General features: G+C 58.6%; 18 protein-coding genes and 1 tRNA gene. 8 read left to right on the forward strand and 11 right to left on the reverse strand.

Annotated elements, in window-relative coordinates:
- Window positions 1-59: 59 nt before the first annotated feature.
- Window positions 60-135 (reverse strand) — tRNA-Val (locus RCI06_RS11960).
- A gap of 146 nt (window positions 136-281) precedes the next feature.
- Between RCI06_RS11960 and RCI06_RS11965 the strand changes: the two genes are divergently transcribed.
- Window positions 282-458, forward strand: a complete 177-nt coding sequence (locus tag RCI06_RS11965; protein WP_158595683.1) for a hypothetical protein — start codon at window positions 282-284, stop codon at window positions 456-458.
- Window positions 459-512: 54 nt separating this feature from the next.
- Here the strand turns inward: RCI06_RS11965 and RCI06_RS11970 are convergent, their stop codons facing one another.
- Together RCI06_RS11970 and RCI06_RS11975 are read right to left on the reverse strand one after the other, a co-directional pair.
- Window positions 513-866 (reverse strand): helix-hairpin-helix domain-containing protein, encoded by a 354-nt coding sequence (locus tag RCI06_RS11970; protein ID WP_306576204.1) that lies wholly within the window; start codon window positions 864-866, stop codon window positions 513-515.
- A 113-nt stretch (window positions 867-979) separates the two neighbouring features.
- Complete coding sequence (locus tag RCI06_RS11975) at window positions 980-1,633, reverse strand: hemolysin III family protein (protein ID WP_306576205.1); 654 nt, start codon at window positions 1,631-1,633, stop codon at window positions 980-982.
- 150 nt (window positions 1,634-1,783) lie between these two features.
- Here RCI06_RS11975 and RCI06_RS11980 point away from each other — a divergent pair, with 150 nt between their 5' ends.
- From RCI06_RS11980 to RCI06_RS12010, 7 genes are all read left to right on the forward strand, one after another.
- A complete protein-coding gene (locus RCI06_RS11980) occupies window positions 1,784-2,314 on the forward strand; it encodes a DUF1836 domain-containing protein (protein ID WP_101549565.1) in 531 nt (176 codons plus the stop codon).
- 174 nt (window positions 2,315-2,488) lie between these two features.
- Complete coding sequence (locus tag RCI06_RS11985; protein WP_306576206.1) at window positions 2,489-5,110, forward strand: valine--tRNA ligase; 2,622 nt, start codon at window positions 2,489-2,491, stop codon at window positions 5,108-5,110.
- A gap of 123 nt (window positions 5,111-5,233) precedes the next feature.
- Entirely contained in the window at window positions 5,234-6,517 is a 1,284-nt protein-coding gene (locus tag RCI06_RS11990; protein ID WP_306576207.1) for a folylpolyglutamate synthase/dihydrofolate synthase family protein, read from the forward strand.
- Between the two features lie 111 nt (window positions 6,518-6,628).
- On the forward strand, window positions 6,629-7,000 hold the full coding sequence (locus RCI06_RS11995) for an anti-sigma factor antagonist (RefSeq protein ID WP_276872559.1): 372 nt from the start codon (window positions 6,629-6,631) through the stop codon (window positions 6,998-7,000).
- A complete protein-coding gene (spoIIAB, locus tag RCI06_RS12000) occupies window positions 6,987-7,424 on the forward strand; it encodes an anti-sigma F factor (RefSeq protein ID WP_101549573.1) in 438 nt (145 codons plus the stop codon). The genes RCI06_RS11995 and spoIIAB overlap by 14 nt, the downstream gene beginning before the upstream one ends.
- Window positions 7,421-8,101, forward strand: a complete 681-nt coding sequence (locus RCI06_RS12005) for a sigma-70 family RNA polymerase sigma factor (RefSeq protein WP_101549575.1) — start codon at window positions 7,421-7,423, stop codon at window positions 8,099-8,101. Before spoIIAB ends, RCI06_RS12005 begins: the two co-directional genes overlap by 4 nt.
- A 421-nt stretch (window positions 8,102-8,522) precedes the next feature.
- Window positions 8,523-8,903, forward strand: a complete 381-nt coding sequence (locus RCI06_RS12010) for a hypothetical protein (RefSeq protein ID WP_306576208.1) — start codon at window positions 8,523-8,525, stop codon at window positions 8,901-8,903.
- A 75-nt stretch (window positions 8,904-8,978) separates the two neighbouring features.
- On the opposite strand, the gene RCI06_RS12015 is transcribed toward RCI06_RS12010, so the two are convergent.
- The 8 genes from RCI06_RS12015 to RCI06_RS12050 all read right to left on the reverse strand — a co-directional run.
- Entirely contained in the window at window positions 8,979-9,488 is a 510-nt protein-coding gene (locus tag RCI06_RS12015) for a GNAT family N-acetyltransferase (protein WP_306576209.1), read from the reverse strand.
- A gap of 140 nt (window positions 9,489-9,628) precedes the next feature.
- Window positions 9,629-10,993 carry an MATE family efflux transporter gene (locus tag RCI06_RS12020; protein ID WP_306576210.1) on the reverse strand — a complete coding sequence of 455 codons (1,365 nt, stop codon included), beginning with the start codon at window positions 10,991-10,993 and terminating at the stop codon, window positions 9,629-9,631.
- Between the two features lies 1 nt (window position 10,994).
- Window positions 10,995-11,429 (reverse strand): MarR family winged helix-turn-helix transcriptional regulator, encoded by a 435-nt coding sequence (locus RCI06_RS12025; RefSeq protein ID WP_101549582.1) that lies wholly within the window; start codon window positions 11,427-11,429, stop codon window positions 10,995-10,997.
- Between the two features lie 283 nt (window positions 11,430-11,712).
- The gene (locus tag RCI06_RS12030) at window positions 11,713-14,487 is read right to left on the reverse strand and encodes a DNA methyltransferase (protein ID WP_306576211.1); all 2,775 of its coding nucleotides are present in this window, start codon (window positions 14,485-14,487) and stop codon (window positions 11,713-11,715) included.
- Window positions 14,488-14,693: 206 nt separating this feature from the next.
- Entirely contained in the window at window positions 14,694-15,857 is a 1,164-nt protein-coding gene (locus RCI06_RS12035; protein ID WP_306576215.1) for a plasmid recombination protein, read from the reverse strand.
- 453 nt (window positions 15,858-16,310) lie between these two features.
- Window positions 16,311-17,465: a helicase RepA family protein gene (locus RCI06_RS12040; protein ID WP_306576212.1), complete on the reverse strand. Its 1,155-nt coding sequence runs from the start codon at window positions 17,463-17,465 to the stop codon at window positions 16,311-16,313.
- A gap of 3 nt (window positions 17,466-17,468) precedes the next feature.
- A complete protein-coding gene (locus tag RCI06_RS12045; RefSeq protein ID WP_306576213.1) occupies window positions 17,469-17,789 on the reverse strand; it encodes a hypothetical protein in 321 nt (106 codons plus the stop codon).
- Window positions 17,790-17,792: 3 nt separating this feature from the next.
- A partial coding sequence (locus RCI06_RS12050; protein ID WP_306576214.1) for a site-specific integrase occupies window positions 17,793-18,685 on the reverse strand: 893 nt, incomplete at its 5' end.

Raw genomic sequence — 18,685 nt, forward strand, 5'->3', positions numbered from 1 at the left:
CCCACGACCTCTAGCGTGACAGGCTAGCGTTCTAACCAACTGAACTACCGGGCCACAACTGGTGGGAACTACAGGGCTCGAACCTGTGACCCTCTGCTTGTAAGGCAGATGCTCTCCCAGCTGAGCTAAGCTCCCACATTTGCCTTTGGCGACTGAACGTCCAACAAGCGACGTAAATTATTATACATTGCCTGTCCCGGAATGTCAACCGCTTTTTTCAAAAAAGCGCTCCCGCATAATCCCGGCCGCCCTGCAAAAACTATCGGCAGGAGGTGAGCGCCATGCTCGAAAAAAACCGGCTGATCCATCCCGAACGGAAACGGTCCCGGACCCGGCACGACCATTTCGCACAGGTCGATCCGAACGCGGAAATCACCAGCGCGTTCATCAACCAGGCGGTATCCCAGGCGGAGGGCGCTCCCGAGCCGCCCGCGCCGGAGAACCCGAACCGGAACTAAACGAAACGGACGCGGCGTCTGCCGCGCCCGTTTTTTATCAGGGTGAACTTCGGCTCAGTCGAACGCCAGGTAGGGGGAAATCTGCTCGAGCGTCTTCTCGCCGATGCCGCTGATCTCCAGAAGCTGTTCGGGGGAGTCGAGCGTACCGTAGTCACGGACGTAGGCGCGGATCGCCCCGGCCTTTTCCGGCCCGATGCCGGGGAGCTGCGTCAGCTCCTCCTCGGTGGCCCGGTTGATGTGGACGACCACCCCCTCCAGCTCGGGGTAGGGGTTTAAAACGGGCGCGGGGGAAAAGGTGATGCTGGCGGGGACCCGGGGCGGCGCGGTGGCGACGTTATAGCAGATGAGCGCGGCCGCGAGAAGCCCCGCGGCGGCCCAGATGAGGCCCGTGCCCGACCGCTGTTTCATGCCGCCGCCCCCTTTCGCTCCCATGGGGAAATGATACCATCCCGCCGCAGGGAAAGCAAGCCTCCCGCCGCAAAATACGCGGCGAAAGGTTTGTGTTCAGAAAACGACGGGGTTCAGACGATGTACAGCAGGACCATCAGGTAGTGACAGACGCTGCCGGCAATGACGAAGAGGTGGAAAATCTCATGGAACCCGAACCGTTCGGAGAGGTTGGGGCGCTTGACCATGTAGATGACGCCGCCCACGGTATAGGCGAGCCCGCCCGCCACGAGCAGCACGATCCCCGGCAGGGGCAGCGCGCCCACCGCGGGCAGGTCGACGGCGATCGCCCAGCCCATCAGGATGTAGAGGGTGGTGCTCAGCCAGCGGGGTGCGCCCAGCCAGAACATCTTCATCAGGATGCCCGCGGCGGCGACCGCCCACATGGCGGCGGTGAAGACGAGGTTGTTCGGGCGGGGGAGCAGGGTGAGCAGCAGCGGCGTGTAGGTCCCGGCGATGAGCACGTAGATCATCGCGTGGTCGAGCTTGCGCAGCGCGGTCTGGATTTTGGCCGCGGCGTTGGTGAAATGGTAGATGCTGCTCGCGCAGTAGAGCGCGATGAGCGACAGGCAGAAGAGAATGCAGGAGACGGCGGTGACCGCCGTGACCCCCGGCGTCACCGCGAGATGCACCCCCATCACGACCAGGCCGATCACGGACAGCCACGCCCCGATAAAATGGGTGTAGCTGCTGATGGGGTCGCGCGCTTTCAGGAAAATCCGCGGCATAGTGGCACCTCACAACAATATAATGTAGTTTTAAAAACTATATAATATTATTATAATATCACATATCGAAGAAAAAGCAACTGTATCTTGAAAAAGTTCACAAAATCATGTAGAATTGGGGACAGGGAATTCCTGCCGGGAGGGAAGACGATGAAAACCTTTGATGAAATCCTGTCCGCCGCCTTTGCGGACGCCGATCTCTCCGCCGCCGACGTGCCGCGCATCGACCTCTATATGGACCAGATCCTGACGCTGGTGGACGAGGGCCTCGCGGGCAACAAGCGGTCGGCGGAGGATAAGCTGCTGACCAAGACGATGGTCAACAACTATTCCAAGGAGCATCTTATTATGCCCGTCAAGGGCAAAAAATATTCCCGCGAGCAGGTGATGCAGCTGCTCTGCATCCTCACCCTCAAGCAGCAGCTCGCGCTCTCCGACATCAAAAGGCTGGTGGCAGGAGAGGGGGCGCCGGGCGGCTTCGAGCGGGCCTACGGGGACGCGCTCGCGCTCAAAAACCGTCTGCGCCCGAAGCTCGAGGCGCTGCTGCGGGAGGAGCTTTCGGACGCGTCGGGCCTGGAGAGCCGGGAGCGGGCGCTTGCGCTCGCCCTCGCGCTGGCGGGAGCGGCGACCGAGCTGCGGCGGGTGTGCGAGGGCGTCGTGGAAAACGCCCCGGAGGGATAGCGTCCGACGGGCGGCGGGGGCAAAGCCCCCGCCGCCTTTTGGCGCGGCCGCGTCCCTGCCGCCGAATCCGCTGAAAAGGCAGATTTTCCGGCGGTCCCGCTTGTAATTGGACGGGAACTTTATTATAATATAGAGTATTGTAATTTGCCGAAAGAGGCTATTGGAGGAACAGACATGCCGAAACAACTGGAAAAGGTTTACGACCCCAAGCAGGTTGAGGATAAAACCTACCGCTTCTGGGAGGAGGGCCGGTATTTCCATGCCGAGCCCAATCCCGAGAAGAAGCCCTACACCATCGTCATCCCCCCGCCGAACATCACCGGCAAGCTGCATATGGGACATGCCCTCGACGAGACGCTCCAGGACATCCTGATCCGCTGGCGGAGGATGCAGGGCTACGAGACGCTCTGGCTGCCCGGCACCGACCACGCGTCGATCGCCACCGAGGCGAAGATCGTCGAGGCCATGCGGCAGGAGGGCGTCACCAAGGAGGACCTCGGACGCGAGGGCTTTTTGAAGCGCGCGTGGGCGTGGAAAAAGGAGTACGGCGGCCACATCATAGACCAGCTCAAAAAGCTCGGCTCCTCCTGCGACTGGGAGCGGGAGCGCTTCACCCTCGACGAGGGATGCAGCAGGGCGGTCCGCGAGGTGTTCGTCAACCTCTATGAGAAGGGGCTCATCTACCGCGGCGAGCGGATCATCAACTGGTGCCCCCACTGCAAGTCGACCATCTCGGACATCGAGGTGGAGTACGACGAGAAGGACGGCTTCTTCTGGCACATTAACTACCCGATCGTCGGCACGGACGAGGTGCTCGAGATCGCGACCACCCGCCCCGAGACGCTGCTCGGCGATACCGCCGTCGCGGTGCACCCGGACGACGAGCGCTACAAGCACCTCGTGGGCAAAAAGGTGCTCCTGCCGATCGTGGGCAAGGAGATCCCGATCATCGCGGACGAATACGTTGAGATGGACTTCGGCACCGGCGTGGTGAAGATCACCCCGGCGCACGACCCCAACGACTTCGAGGTCGGGCTGCGCCACGACCTGCCCGTCGTGAACGTCATGAACGACGACGCCACCATCAACGAACACGGCGGCAGATACGAGGGCATGACCCGCGAGGAGTGCCGCAAGGCGATCGTCGCGGACCTCGAGGCGGGCGGCTACCTCAAATCGGTCGAGCCCTACAAGCACAACGTCGGCGGCTGCTACCGCTGCGGCAGCGCGATCGAGCCGCGCGTCTCCAAGCAGTGGTTCGTCAGGATGGAGCCGCTCGCCAAGCCCGCCATCGAGGCGGTGCGCAGGGGCGACACCAAATTCGTGCCCGAGCGGTTCGACAAGATCTACTTCAACTGGCTGGAAAACATCAAGGACTGGTGCATTTCCCGCCAGCTCTGGTGGGGCCACCGGATCCCCGCCTGGTACTGCCCCGACTGCGGGGAAATGGTCGTCTCCAAGGAGGACCCGGACGCCTGCCCGAAGTGCGGCGGAAAGCACCTGGTACAGGACCCCGACACCCTTGACACCTGGTTCTCCTCCGCGCTGTGGCCCTTTTCCACCCTCGGCTGGCCGGACGAGACCCCCGAGCTCAAATACTTCTACCCGACCAACACCCTCGTCACCGGCTACGACATCATCTTTTTCTGGGTGGCGCGGATGATCTTCTCGGGGCTGGAGCATATGGGGGAGGTGCCCTTCGACACGGTGCTCATCCACGGCCTTGTGCGCGACGCGCAGGGCCGCAAGATGAGTAAATCCCTCGGCAACGGCATCGACCCGCTGGAAGTCATCGACAAATACGGCGCGGATGCGCTGCGCTTCACCCTCGCCACCGGGAACGCCCCCGGCAACGACATGCGCTTCTCGGACGAGAAGGTGAACGCCTCCCGCAACTTCGCCAACAAGGTGTGGAACGCGAGCCGGTTCGTGCTCATGAACCTCTCCGACGGGCTGACGGACGTTTCGCTGCCCGGGACGCTCGCCGTCGAGGACAGGTGGATCCTCACGAAATATAACGCGCTCGTGCGCGAGGTCACCGAAAACCTCGAGAAGTTCGAGCTGGGCCTCGCGGTGCAGAAGCTCTACGACTTCATCTGGGACGTGCTCTGCGACTGGTATATCGAGCTCTGCAAATCCCGCCTGCAGGCGGGCGGGGAGGCCTCCCTCGCGGCGCAGCGGGTGCTCGTGTACGTCCTGGGGGGCACCCTCAAGCTGCTGCACCCCTTCATGCCCTTCATCACCGAGGAGATCTGGCAGGCGCTGCCCCACGAGGGGGAGAGCGTCATGGTCTCCGACTGGCCGGTCTACGACGAGGCGCTCAACTTCGCCGCCGACGAGCGCGACTTTGAAAAGGTCATGCAGGCCATCCGCGCCATCCGCGTGCGCCGCGGCGAAATGAACGTGCCCCCCTCCAAGAAGACCCACCTCTATATCGCCACCGGCGAGGCGGAGGTCTTCCGGCAGGGAATCCCCTTCTTCCAGCGGCTGGCCTTCGCCTCCGACGTGGAGATCGGGGAGCGGTTCGCGCCCGAGGGCGCGGTGCAGGTCGTCACCGAGGCGGCGCGCATCTTCATCCCGATGGACGAGCTCGTCGACCGCGAAAAGGAGCTCGCGCGCCTGGGCAGGGAGAAGGCCGCCTGCGAAAAGGACCTCGCGGCCCTCTCGGGCAAGCTGATGAACCCCGGGTTCGTCGAAAAGGCCCCGGCCAACGTCGTCGAGGCGGAGCGCCAGCGGCTCCAGAAGGTGCGAGAGCGCCTTGCGAAGATCGAGGAAAGCCTTACCGCGTTTTCCTGAAAGACCGCGGAAAACAGAGACCTTTTACAGCAGGCCGGCCGCGCCGTGCCGCCGGGGACGACGACCGCGAGGCGGCGTCTCCGGAACGGGGCGGGCCCGGCCTGCTTTTTTTGGAGGGACAGGATGACTTATCAGGAGGCGTTAAGCCATATCCATTCGTTCGGGCGGTTCAGCGCCAAACCGACGCTCGGCCGCATGGAGACTCTCATGGGGCTGCTGGGCGATCCGCAGGAGCGTCTGAGGATCGTGCATGTGGCGGGCACCAACGGGAAGGGCTCGACCTGCGCGATGATCGCGTCGATGCTGGAGGCGGCCGGGTACCGGACGGGGCTCTACACCTCGCCCTTTGTGCTCGATTTCCGGGAGCGCATCCAGATCGACCGGGAGATGATCTCCCGCTCGGAGCTGACGGAGAGCGTGGAACGGGTTTCCCCGCTGGCCGCGCGGGTGGACGACCTCAACGAGTTTGAATTCGTCACCGCCGTCGCCTACGACTATTTCGCGCGGAAAAACTGCGACGTCGTCGTGGCGGAGGTGGGGCTGGGAGGCACGTTCGACGCGACCAATGTGGTGAGAAGGCCGCTTATCAGCGTCATCACCCAGATCGGCCTCGATCACACGGCGGTGCTGGGCGGGACGGTCGCGGAGATCGCGCGCGCCAAGGCGGGCATCATCAAGGCGGGGGTCCCCGTCGTGACCTGCGCCGCCCAGGATGTCGACGCGCTCGCGGTGATCTACGAGGAGGCGTGCGCCAGGGGCGCGCCCGTCATTCAGCCGAGCCCCCACCCCGCGTGGATGAAGCTGGGGCTCGAGGGGACCGAGCTCGGGTACCGCGGGTGCGGGCTGCACGTCCCGCTGGCGGGGCGGCATCAGGTGGACAACGCGATGACCGCCTTCACGGTGGCAGACGAGCTGGGCCGGACGCCGGGGTTCGGGAAGCTCCTGCTGGGGGACGCGATCCCGCGCGGGATCGCGTCGGCGCGGATCCCCGCACGGTTCGAGATCGTCGGGCGGGACCCGCTCGTCATCCTGGACGGCGCGCACAACCCGCAGGCGGCCCGCGCCCTCGCGGACGCGCTCTCCCTCGCCGGGGACCGTCCGGTCACCGGCGTGATGGGCGTCCTCGCGGACAAGGACGGGGGCGGCGCGCTTTCCGCGCTCGCCCCGCGCTTCAGGCGGCTCATCTGCGTGACCCCGAAGAGCCCCCGCGCGCTCGACGCGCACCTGCTTGCCGAGCGCGCCGACGCGCTTGGGCTGCGGGCCTCCGCCGCCCACAGCGCCGGGGAGGCGGTTGAGCTGGCGCGGGCGGTGGCCGCCTCGGAGGGCGGCGTGGTGGCCGTCTGCGGGTCGCTCTATCTGGCGTCGGAGGTGCGCGCCCTCTTTTTCCCCGGGGTGAAATTGGAATAGGGACATGCTTCGACAGCATTTTCACGGAAAAAGCTCTATCCTTTGGATAGGGCTTTTTTTGCTGCGCGAAAGCGGGGAGAAATGCCTTCCCAGGAAAGGACGTAGAAGATTATGGCTGTTCAAATCGATCTGGCGGACGAGCTGTTGACCGCGCGGATTATCGGCGACATCGACCACCACAGCGCCAAGGAGATGCGCGAGACGATCGACGGCGCGGTGCTCAAGGGGCAGGTCCGCGAGCTGGAGATCGACTTTCGCGACGTGACCTTCATGGATTCGTCGGGCATCGGCCTGGTGATGGGGCGTTACAAGCTCATGCAGGAGCTGGGCGGGACGCTGCACCTGGTCAATGTGGCGAGCCATCTGAAAAAGGTGATGGTTCTCGCGGGGCTCGACCGCCTCGCGGTTCTGGACAGGGCCGAGCGCCGCCCCGTACCCGATAAGTCTGCGAAAGCCGGAGGAATGGAAGATGAAAGCAATTAATTCGATGAAGCTTCAGTTTGAGGGCCGCTCGGTCAACGAGGCGTTCTCCCGCACGGCGGTGGCGGCGTTCGTCGCGCAGCTCGACCCGACCGTGGAGGAGCTTTCCGATATCAAGACCGCCGTCAGCGAGGCGGTGACCAACTGCATCGTCCACGCCTACCGCGACCGGCTGGGGATCGTGTACATAACCGCGAATATCCTGCCCGACCACCGCGTCGTCATTAAGGTGCGCGACAAGGGCTGCGGCATCCCCGACATCAAAAAGGCGATGGAACCGATGTATACGACCGCGCCGGAGGAGGAACGCGCGGGCCTGGGCTTTGCCGTCATGCAGAGCCTCATGGACCGCGTCAAGGTGACGTCCAAGGAAGGAAAGGGGACGACGGTGGTTCTGGAGAGGGACATTCGCAGCAAGGAGGCATGAAGCCGGTGATCGAATGTGCCGAAAACAAACGGGAACAGACCATCTCCCAGAACATCGGTCTGGTACATGCCTGCGCCCACCGGTTCAAGGGGCGCGGGATCGAATATGACGACCTCTTCCAGGCGGGCTGCATGGGGCTGTGCAAGGCCGCCGACGCGTTCGACGAGACGCGCGGCGTGCGGTTTTCCACCTACGCGGTGCCCGTCATCCTCGGCGAGATGCGCCGCCTCTTCCGGGACGGCGGCGCGGTCAAGGTCTCCCGCACCCTCAAGGAGCTGTCGATGCGCATCTCCCGGGAGCGGGAGCGCCTCGCGAACGTCCTCGGCCGGGACCCGACGGTGGCCGATCTCGCGCAGTCGATGGACCTGCCGGAGGAGCAGGTGGTTGAGGCGCTCTGCGCCGCCGCGCCGCCCCTCTCCCTCACCGAGAGCGACGACGACGGCGGCGGGCAGATCGACCTGCCGGTCGCGTCGCCCGAGGACATGCTCTCCGACGTGATCTCCCTCAAGCAGGTCGTCGGCAGCCTCGAGCCGAACGACCGCAAGCTGATCGTGCTGCGGTATTTTTCCGGCATGACGCAGGTGCAGACCGCCGCGCGTCTGGGCATGACGCAGGTGCAGGTCTCCCGCCGCGAAAAAAAGATCCTGACCGCCCTGCGCCGCGAGCTCACGGGGTAGCGGGGGAGAAGGGAACGGGCGGGCATCGGATGTGCGCGATATGCGAAAAAGGGAGGGCGGATCAAATCCGCCCTCCCTTTATGTGAAGCAGCAGGTCGTCATACGCAGGCTCTTCTGAGGGCTGTCGCCACCCTTATACTGCCGCCGCTTGTTGTTGCTCACACTGCCATACTATGCGGCGTGTCGGCGGGGGGCGACTGGCGGCGCGGCGTCATGCGGCGCCGCTTTTGGGCGTTTGGGGGGAAAGCCGGCAAAAGCGGCGCCCCCGCGCGGCGGCCCCGCCCGCTTTGCGGGAGGAAATTTTGTTTGGCGGCCGCGCCCGCCCGTCCGGCACGGTTTTGGGTTGACATCCGGCGGCGGGTGCGTTACAGTGGATTCATAAAATCGAGGGCGGAAAAGCCGCCTGAAGGGGGTTGGACGCATGGAGGCGGGATCTTACCGCGTGTCGCGCGACGGCATTACGCTCGAGGCGCGGGCGGCGGCGCTCGACGAGGGCCTCACCGTGACGGTGGGCGGCGGGCGGTCGCACATCGGGTCGGTGGCCATCGCGCAGCCGCGCCCCAGCCTGCGCGGGGACGGGAGCGTCTCCTGCACCTGCTCGGTATGGAACCAGCCCGGCCACAAGGACGAGGCCGTCGCCCGCCCGGTCGCCGAACGTCTCTGCCGCGCGCTGAACACGGTGGTGGTCGTCACGGCGGGGGTCCACCTCCCCGGCGCGGACGCGGCGCGGATCGAAGCGGTGGAGCGGCTGGCGGAGGAGCTGGCGGAAAAGCTCCTGGAGGACCAAAAGCCCGCTGGGTAAGACAGAAAAAGCCGGGGAACCCCGCTGGGGTCCCCCGGCTTTTTGGCGCGTGGTTTCCCGGGCCGCCGCAGGGCGTCAGAGCCCGAATTCCTTTGCGTACCGCACGACGCCCTCCATCCGGACGGGCTCGTCCGACAGGGGGAGGGCCATGAAGTTTTCAGACGGCGCGTCGAACGGCGGGCGGATGCCGAACCGTTCGGCGGAAAGGTAACCGAATTTCGGATAGTATCTTTCGCTTCCGAGGACGACGGAGAAGGGATAGCGCAGTTCCCGCGCCGCACGGTGCCCCTCCGCGATCAGCGCGGAGCCGACGCCCCTCCGCTGGTACGCGGGGAGCACGGACAGCGGGGCGAGCGCCAGCGCGGTCCGCCCGCCGATCCGGATTTCCGTGAAGAGAATGTGCCCGGCGAGAATTCCGTCCGTCTCCGCGACGAGCGACAGCCCGGGCACGAAGGCGCCGCTCTTCCGCAGGGCGGCCACCAGCTCGTGCTCCCGCCCGTCGCTGTGCTCGGCGGCCGCAAACGCGGCCTTGACGAGTTCATACACCGCCTCATAGTCCGCGGGAGTCTCTTTTCGGATGATCATGGCTTCCTCCAAACCGCCCGCGCCTTTCCGCGGGCCTTTCACTGATTCTTGGCGGTTTACGGGGCCGGATTGCACCGCGCGCGAAAAAAGGATCCCGTTTTCGCGGAAAGAAACCGGGAATCCCGCGGCCGGCGCCGCGGTCACCGGGAAGGGGGTTCGGTCCGGCCCTCTTTTTTCTGTCCGTACAAAAACCGCGCGAGGAAAACGGCCGCCGTGACGGCCGTCAGCGTGCTGCTTGCCGCCGAGGTGAGCCACACGCCGTCCACGCCCAGCAGGGGGACGAGGACGGCGAGCGCGAGCAGCGGGAAGAAGAGCGCGCGGCCGATGGAGATGCCGAGGGAGGTCCCCGGCCGGTTGACGGCGGTAAAGAAGGCGCTGAGCCCCACGCCGATCCAGCCGGTCAGGTAGGTGAAGGAGAAGAGTTCCATGGCCCGCAGGCTCATTTCCAGCAGGGCCGGGTCGTTCTCCCGGATAAACAGGGAGATGATCCCCTGCCCGCCGAGGCGCATCCCGGCCAGCGTGATCCCGGAGAGCAGCGCGCCCGCGAGCAGCACCCGCTTTTCAAAGGCAAACATGCGGCCGCGCAGCTTCGCGCCGTAGCAGTAGCTGATCGCCGGCTGCATCGAGTCGGTCATGCCATAGAGGAGGGAGGCCATGATGCTGTCCACGTAGAGGACGATGGAAAACGCGGCCACCGCCATCGAGCCCGCCAGATGAAGCAGGATGCTGTTCAGGATGATCATCAGGATGGAGCCCGCGATGTTGGAAAAGAACTCGGAGGAACCGTTGAACAGAATGTTGGCAATCTGCCGGAGGCGGATTTTCCCGCGTACGAAGCGCAGCTGGAGCTTTTTCCGGAGAAACGGCCAGTAGCCGAGGAGGGTTCCCAGCGAGAGCCCGATGCAGGAGGCCAGCGCGGCGGAGCCGATGCCGAGCCGCAGTACGCCGAGGAACAGGTAGTCCAGCAGAATATTGAGCAGGGAGGTCATGATGTTGAGCGCCATGCTGTAGTGGGTGCGGCCGCAGATGCGAAGGTAGTTGTCGACCGCGAAGAACACCATGATGAAGGGCGCGAAGACGGCGTACACCTTGATATATTCCACCGAGAGCGCGGTGACCTCCGCGTCCGCCCCCATCAGGCGCACGAGCGGTTCCGCGCCGAAATAGCCGATCACTCCCACGACCGCGGATATCCCGACGATCAGCAGGGAACAGACGGTAAAAATCCGGCTGGCCTCCAGCTCCTTTTTTTCGCCCAGGTGGATGGCGATCTGCACCGACGAACCGACGGCGACCATATCGGCGAGGGCGAAGCTGATGCTGAGCACCGGCATGACGAGGTTGATTGCCGCGAGGGCGTCCGACCCGATGAAACGACCCACAAAGACGCCGTCGGCGATCGTATAGAGGGCGGCGACGGCCATGCTGACCATGCTGGGGAGGGCGCACCGAAAGAACAGGCGCGTGGGGGAGAGCGTCTCGAAGATCTGATTTTGCTGTTCCATATCAAAAATCCTTCTTATATTCCTCGGTAAAGGTGCCGAGGATCGAGCAGAAGGCCCGGATCTCATCCGCGGTAAACCGCCGCTCGACCGCCTGCGCGGCGCGTTCAAAGGGGCTGTCGTAGCTTTTGAGGGACTCGGCCACCTGATTTGTCACACGCAGGTAGACGACCCGCCGATCCGTCTCGCTGCGCGACTTCTCAACCAGCCCCATTTTGACGAGCTCGTTGACCTTGAGAGTGGCGGCCGGCGCGGAAATGCGGAGCGTCTTTGCCAGCCTGCCCACCGTGCAGCCTCCGTCCGCTTCCTGGAAGGAGATGACGTCCAGGTACATGATGCTGTTGTAGGAGAGCTCCCCGCCGCCCGTCCGGCTGAGCTGCCGCAGGTCGCAGACCGTGGTGTCGTAGTAGTATTGGTTTAGGGCGTCCCGCAGGTCCATGCCGATCCTCCTGAATAGTTAAGCTGATTTATATAATTTAGCTTAACTATATCACGGATTTCATCCAGAGTCAAGTGCCGGGAGAAAAAAAGGGGCCCAGGCGAAAGCCTGGGCCCCTCTGAAAGCGTTTTCCGGATTTATTCCCACTCGACAAATTCTATTATATAAAAGTGTATTTACTATGGTCTCACAGCAAATACTTTCGCAAACATGTTAACATTTCATCTGCTATTTGGAGTACCCTGTTTTCTTAGTATCAAAATAGTATCAGATTAAAACAAGGTTATTGTTGAGATAGATACCCGATTAGCAATTGAATACTATGATCATCATTTACACCAGGAAGAACTCTCTGCATCGCACAATATGCTTCTGATGATATAATAAGTTCGCAGGCTTTTTCATAGTCATATGCTTTAGCAAAGGAGTTGTCTTTAAGATTATCAGCAACCTCTAGAATGATTTTACTTATATTTTCTTTTGACAAGTCATTATTTACTAATGTACATAGATTTCTATAAGTCTGCTCTGTAACCCACATTCTTACACTCTCATCAAGTAGTCGCTCTCCAATGACAACAAAATGATACAAACCAGGGGTTCCAATAGGAGGTACATCAAAGTAGGGCTGAATTTTGGCTCCAGCTGTTGTAGTCACAGAATATCGTTTTTTACCAGTAGACTTTTCGTATATCCAAAGGTTTTTACTAGGCTTTCTAGCGCCTTTTGGCTTGTTTTCTACCCACGCAGCGGTGTAGTCGTCCGGATTTGGAATTTGAGTTTTCTCTTCAAAATATAAAAACTCGTGTAAATTCTCACTCCAAAGAAGCCAGCCAGTCCTCATATCTGCTTCATCGTATTGTGGAGACTCTTCTAAAACCTTTTTCCGGCGAGACTCCAAAAAATCAGCATACTGTGTTAAGATGTCCACCATTGCATTATTAGGATCAGAGTCCAAAGAAGGCAATCTAATAGATCTTGTCGCAGAAGGGTGCATCAATGTACATCCGCATACAGATAAAATATTTGATTGTCTAACACAAAGCATTTTATGTTCAATGCCTTGGTTATTTGTCGTAATGTCAATATTTAAATTGCTCCATCCTTTGTTCTCAATATTTCTAGCCTTACAATACACATCGGCCCAGTCTCCCTCTTCAAATTTACGCCCCATCATAAATGCTACCCTGGTAGAAAGTAGCCGATGGACGCGAAGGACTTCTGCATCCGTAAATGCGGGCAATATTTTTTGTGATTTCATATGATTTACTCCTATATTTTCAATAACTGACTGAACTATCACCCTAAAATGCTCAAAATCGGATGCAATGGTTTCCACACCAACAAACTCTGCTATCCATTCAGAGTAGAGCTTTCGATAGTTAAACTCATTTGGCCTATTCACATGGTCAAAATGAGTTATATATGTGGCTAGATGATTTTTCTTTATTTGAGCTTCAGCAAATTTCCTTATTTGCCATGTAATGTCTTCGTGTCCATAGTGAATTCTCTTCTTTTGTATATCATCTTTTTTCCTGCAATGTATAAGCAAATCCAACCCAACTGCATTTTCCGATACGAACTGTTTAAATGTGCCGTGTCTTTTATCAAAAATCATTGTTCCATCGATTTCAAAGCCTGCACTATATATTGCTCGTTGGAGTTGTGACCAAATTTTATCTGAAGAATTATGGAACATTATTGTTGCCCAGGCCCTAGGTTTTAGAACACGATGGATTTCACTTATCGCTTTACGCATTAAATCGCCGTAATCGTTATTACTTTTATGCTGAATTCTATTCACAATCGCTTCTTCTGTGTTATCTGTAAATTTTTCCAACCAAGATTCCCACAGAAAATTCATTTCAGAATAATTAATGTTAGCGCCAAATGGAGGGTCTGTAAACACATAATCAACACTATTATCCTGTAGTTGGCTTAAATGACATGCTGACTGAGTGGTAATTTGAACAGACTTTTTAGAAACTATGTTTTCGTTAGCAAAATATAAATATATTGTTTTGGCTTTTCGTTCAAACGCTGAGAACACATTTTGCTCATTTATAATCTGTGGGACATTATAATTTGCAATATTACCGCTACCACCCCAAAATCGAAATTCTGAAAATTTTGTGATGCGCTGATATAAGGATGTTAATGTAAAAATGAGCTTGTCCCTAATGGCGGGATTTTCCCATTTTTTTGCCTCATTCCAAAGAAACGCGTACGCCCATAAAGCTCTTGGAAAGTAAGTCTTATCAACAGTGTCTATTCCATGTAAGATCGGTTGAGCAGTATTTACCCCGATAGGGAACCTATTTTGTGGATACCACAATTCGGACGGGATTGATTGATAAGTGATCCCATTCAAAAGTTCTTTATCCGCGTCAGTAAGACCGCAAATACGTTCTTTAAGAGATTTTGTACAGCACTTATACCCCAGTGCAACAGGATACAGTCTTGTTCGCTTAAGCGTCCGCTTTTTTACATGCTTGCCACAGTGCGGGCAATTAAACTCTGTTAAGATTTTGCTTTCTTTAACTGTTTCTCTTTCGTCCCTTGCTACATCCCAAAGGACAAACTCTTGCCCACATTCGCTACAAAGCAGCCCATAACTCCAAACAGTATATAAAATTTTTGCTGGCTTTCCACACTCTCTACAGGTTGTTGTATAAAGATTTCTATTAAGCTGGTTTGCTCGTTTCAAAAGCATCTGAACCGCACTCATATATTCTTCGGCATCAACAGGTGTGTTCATATTAGAAGCAATGAATGTTGCAGCAGGTGATAAGTCACACAGAAGGGCCTTTCTCTTTTGCCGTTGGGCCGCAATTCCTGTCATACCAGAACCGCAAAATGGATCTAAAACAACATCGCCTTCATCGGTAAAATGCCGAATTAATAGTTCTATTCCTTCTGGTGGTACCTTGGTATGGTAAGTATGGGCATCATAAACGTATGTATTTTTTCCAGCTACAATTGTTTCAATATTTGGCACATCAACATCTTTTGCTGGTTTTGCGGCATTACATAAACTTCCGAAATCGTTAAGTTTCATCTTCCTACATCCTTTGGACTTTCTCCCAAAAACTATACCATACTTTCCTGCATTTGAACAGCTGCGCAGTAACAAAAGAGATTAAGGACATAACAACTTACCACCCAAACAAGGATATTTAGGGAAGCTGGAACGCCCGCAATGCTAAATTTACCGTTCTGCTACCAAAAATAGTATAACATACATGCGTTGATTAATCTATACTTTTACCGTCCTCCCCGATCAAGGGAACGCCTGGGCCGCTTGCGGCCTTTCTCCGCCTGCTCCTTCTGCTTGTCGGCCTCCACCGCCGCCTCGACTTGTTCCGGGCCAAAGACACGCTTGACCCGCGCATAGTCGGCGGAGATCTGCCGCAGTTTCTTGTTCTCCATCTTCACCTCCTGCAAGCGGTCAGACAGGCGGACGTTGCTCTCCCGCACCCGGCCATAGTCCCCTTGCAGGCGCTCAAACTTCCCTTTCAGGTCAACATAGGCCCGGTACAGGGAGCGCAGCACCTTGACGATTTTCGCAAGTAGGGGCTTGGCCTTTTTCTCCCGGTAGGCCCTGCCCGTTTCCAGCGGCCCCGGCTCCGGTAAAATCTCCTCCGGGTCGGCGGAAAACTCCGCCGCCAGTCGCTCCATATTCTTCACCGCCGGGGCCAACTCCTTTAGCCGCCGCTCCTGCCCCTCCGCTTGGCTCTCTTTCTCCGCCATGATTGTTTCCAGGGCAGCGATCTCTTGCGCCCTCTGTTCTTTCTTATAGTCCAGGACGGACAGGTGCTTATCATGGGTGCCTTTGTCCTGCCACTCGATACCGTGGCGCTCCATCACAAGGGAAAGCTGCTCTTTCTCCGACCGCACCCACTGGCTCCACTCCGTGTCCCCTCTGGTGCCGCCCTTGAAGCCCTGGGCGGCCAACGCCTGCTTGAGTGACACTCTGGTGTCCAGGCCCCGCTTGCTCCCCGTGGTAAAGGGTACAAAATCTATGTGCAAATGAGGCGTGGCCTCGTCCATGTGGAGGTGGGCGGAGAACACCCGAAGATTGGGATTGCGTTCTTGAAAGCTACCCATGTACTCGCCCAGCACCGCCGCCGCAAGCTGGCCGTCCTCGCTGGCCGCGCTCATATCCTCCTTGTTGCCCACTTGCAGGATGATTTCATGGAACGGTTTTTCCTGCTTGCCGGAGCGTATCTTTTCGTAGTAGTCCTTGATCTGCCTGTCAGTCCTGGTCTGCTTTTCGTTGTACCGTTCCAGGGCCTCGTCAAACAATTCATGGTACACCGCCTTGATATTTTCCTGGCAGTAGTCTATATTGAGGTGGGAGCGTTCGGGGTCTGTATTTTTTGCGTGGAACTTCCTGCTGTTGTGGTTCACCGAGCCATGCCCCACCATCACGCTTATCGTCCTTTTCAAATCAATCCCTCCTTTTCCATCGCCGCGTCAGCGGCGGGCCTTTGTTACTTTCTGCGAAAGTAACGCAAAAGCACTTTTGACAGCCTGACGGCCATCAAAAGCGCATTTGCGCCCTACGGGGTGGTGTGGGGGCTTTGCCCCCGGCAACTGCGGTTGCCTCCCCCAGCAGGGCCGCCCTTTGAAAAGGGCACCCTGCACCCCGCCTAAACTTTGTCACTCGCCGTTGGGCAGGGGGAAAGGCACAGCCTTTCCCCCACCCGGCAAGTGTGTTCCGTGGGCCGAAAGTCAAGGGGTACGGGTTGTATTGCCTTACGGCAATCTCCACCCGCAGGTATGCCCCCTTGACTTTTGGCCCCGCTCCCCGTGACAGCCGTGACGACCGTGACGGTGTTTGAGCCACCGCCGCAGAGGTCGTCACAGCCGTCACGGTCGTCACGCCTGGGGCGGTTCCAGCGCCAGCTTGATACTTCTCCCAGCGTGGGTACGGGCGCTCTCGTAGCGGATATGGTACTCATAGGACAGCCGCCACGCCCGGACATTCAGCCGCATGGAGAGGGCATTGGGCTTCATATCCAGCCCCAAGGCGGCAGCGAGGTCGGTGGCCGTCCCCCTCCACTCTGGCCGCTCCTCCGTCACCAGAGCGGCCACGGCCTCCAACACCGGGTCGGGCGGCTCCCGCCGCAGTTCCGTTTCCGTCCGCTCCAACTGCCACACAAGCCGCTCCTCGTCCCGTATGAGGTAGAGCCGCTGGTCTTGCTGGTCACGCCCGGATATGTCCAGCGTGGCGGCGTTGTCCGTCCTCCGCTCCTTTTGGAGCAGAAAGGCCCCGTCCGCCGCACCCAACAGGCCGTTGGTGCCGGAAATCATATCAAACTTATCGTCGGCCTGCTGCTTGCGGGTATGGTGTACCAGCAGGAGGCAGACCCCACTTTCATCGGCAAACCGTTTCAGTCTGCCAATCACTTCATAATCGCTGGAATAGCTGTATTTCTCGCCCCCAGCCTCCCGGACTTTTTGCAGGGTATCAATAATGACTAGCCGGGTGTCTTGGTGTTCCCGGACGAACTTCTTTAGCTGTTCTTCCAGCCCGCCGCCGAGCTGTTTGGCGTAAATGGCGAAGTGGAGGCTCCCGGCGCTGTCCGTCCCGAACATTCGATAAAGCCGCTCCTGCAAGCGCCGGTGGTCGTCCTCCAGGGCCAAATAGAGGACTGTCCCCTGGCGCACCTCGTACCCCCACAGGGGGAGGCCCATACTCACATGATAGGCAAGCTGGGCCATGAGAAAGGATTTGCCCACCTTGGGAGCGCCCACAAAAAGGTATGTCCCCGTGTAAAGCAGGCCGTCTATCACAGGCGGCTTGCCGGGGTACACTTGCTCGTAGAGGTCGTTCATGGAGACGGTGGGCAGATAGGCCGGGTCGCTGACCCGGTTCATCTGCCGCAACATTTCCTCCAAATCACTCTCCGGGGGCTTGTGTTCGTCAAATTCCTCTGCTATACTTTGAGTGTCTAATTTTGAGAGCGGCTGTTCCCCGTCTGCGCCAACAGGCGGATATGGAACAGTCGTTTTCGCTTTCAATCCATCCATCTATCAATCCTCCCTCATGCCGTCCATGATGACGGCTATCAGACCGATGGTGTCCATCAGCTCCTCGTCCACACCGCCCCCGGCCTCAATGCGCCGCAGTTCGTCCAGCACAGCGGCCAGCTCATTCCGCAGGGCCTTATAGACCCTGGGATTGCCCTGCACCACCACGTCCCGGCACAGGAGCCGCCGGGTGATGTAGTTCTGTTTCGTCAGCCCGGAGAGCCGCACAGCGGTTTCAATCTGCTCGTCCTCCTCCGGGGACACCCGGAAAGCAACGGTCTTGTTTCTCCATCGGTTTTTGTTGTCCCTGTTCTTTTGCGACATGATTTAGGCCCCCTTTCGTTCCATATCCAGCCTGTCCGCCATCTCCGCCTGCCGGGTGGGAAACAGGTGGGCGTAGCGGTAGGTGATGTCGATACTCTCATGCCCTACTCGGTCAGCGATTGCCAGGGCCGTGAAGCCCATATCAATCAGCAGGGAAATGTGGGAATGGCGGAGGTCGTGTATTCTGATCCGCTTGACCCCGGTTTCTTTCGCTCCCCTGTCCATCTCCCGGTGCAGGTAGGATTTCGTCACCGTGAAAATGCGGTCTGTCGGCTCCACGGCGTACAGGCTCTTGATGTAGTCCTCCATTTCTTCACAGAGGAAAACGGGCATTTGAATGACCCGGTTGCTCTTGGGCGTCTTGGGTTCGGTGATAACATCCCGGCCCTTGATACGTTGGTAGGATTTTGAGATGGTGACAGTTTGTTTTTCAAAGTCGAAGTCCCCAGGGGTGAGGGCCAAAAGCTCCCCCTCCCGGACACCACACCAATAGAGCATTTCAAAGGCGTAATAGGAGAGAGGTTTATCCATCATGGCCTCCGCAAATTTCAGGTACTCCGCCTTTGTCCAGAACAGCATTTCCCGGCCCTTGGCCTTGCCCATGTTCCCCACCTGGGCGGCGGGGTTGACTTTCAGATTGTAGTGCTTAACGGCGTGGTTGAAAATGGCGCTCAACTGGTTATGGAGCGTCTTTAAGTACACCGGAGAATAGGGCTTGCCGTCCTTGCCCTTGTAGTTCAGCATTTCATTCTGCCACGCCATGACCTCTTTGGAATGAATATCGCACATCTTCCGTTTGCCGAAGTATGGCACCAGCTTTTTGTAGATGATATGTTCCTTTGTCCCCCAGGTGTTTTCCTTGATACGGCCTTTCATGTCCGCCACATAGACGGCCA

The organism is Anaerotruncus massiliensis (ex Togo et al. 2026) (genome assembly GCF_030825285.1).
GTDB lineage: Bacteria > Bacillota > Clostridia > Oscillospirales > Ruminococcaceae > Anaerotruncus > Anaerotruncus massiliensis.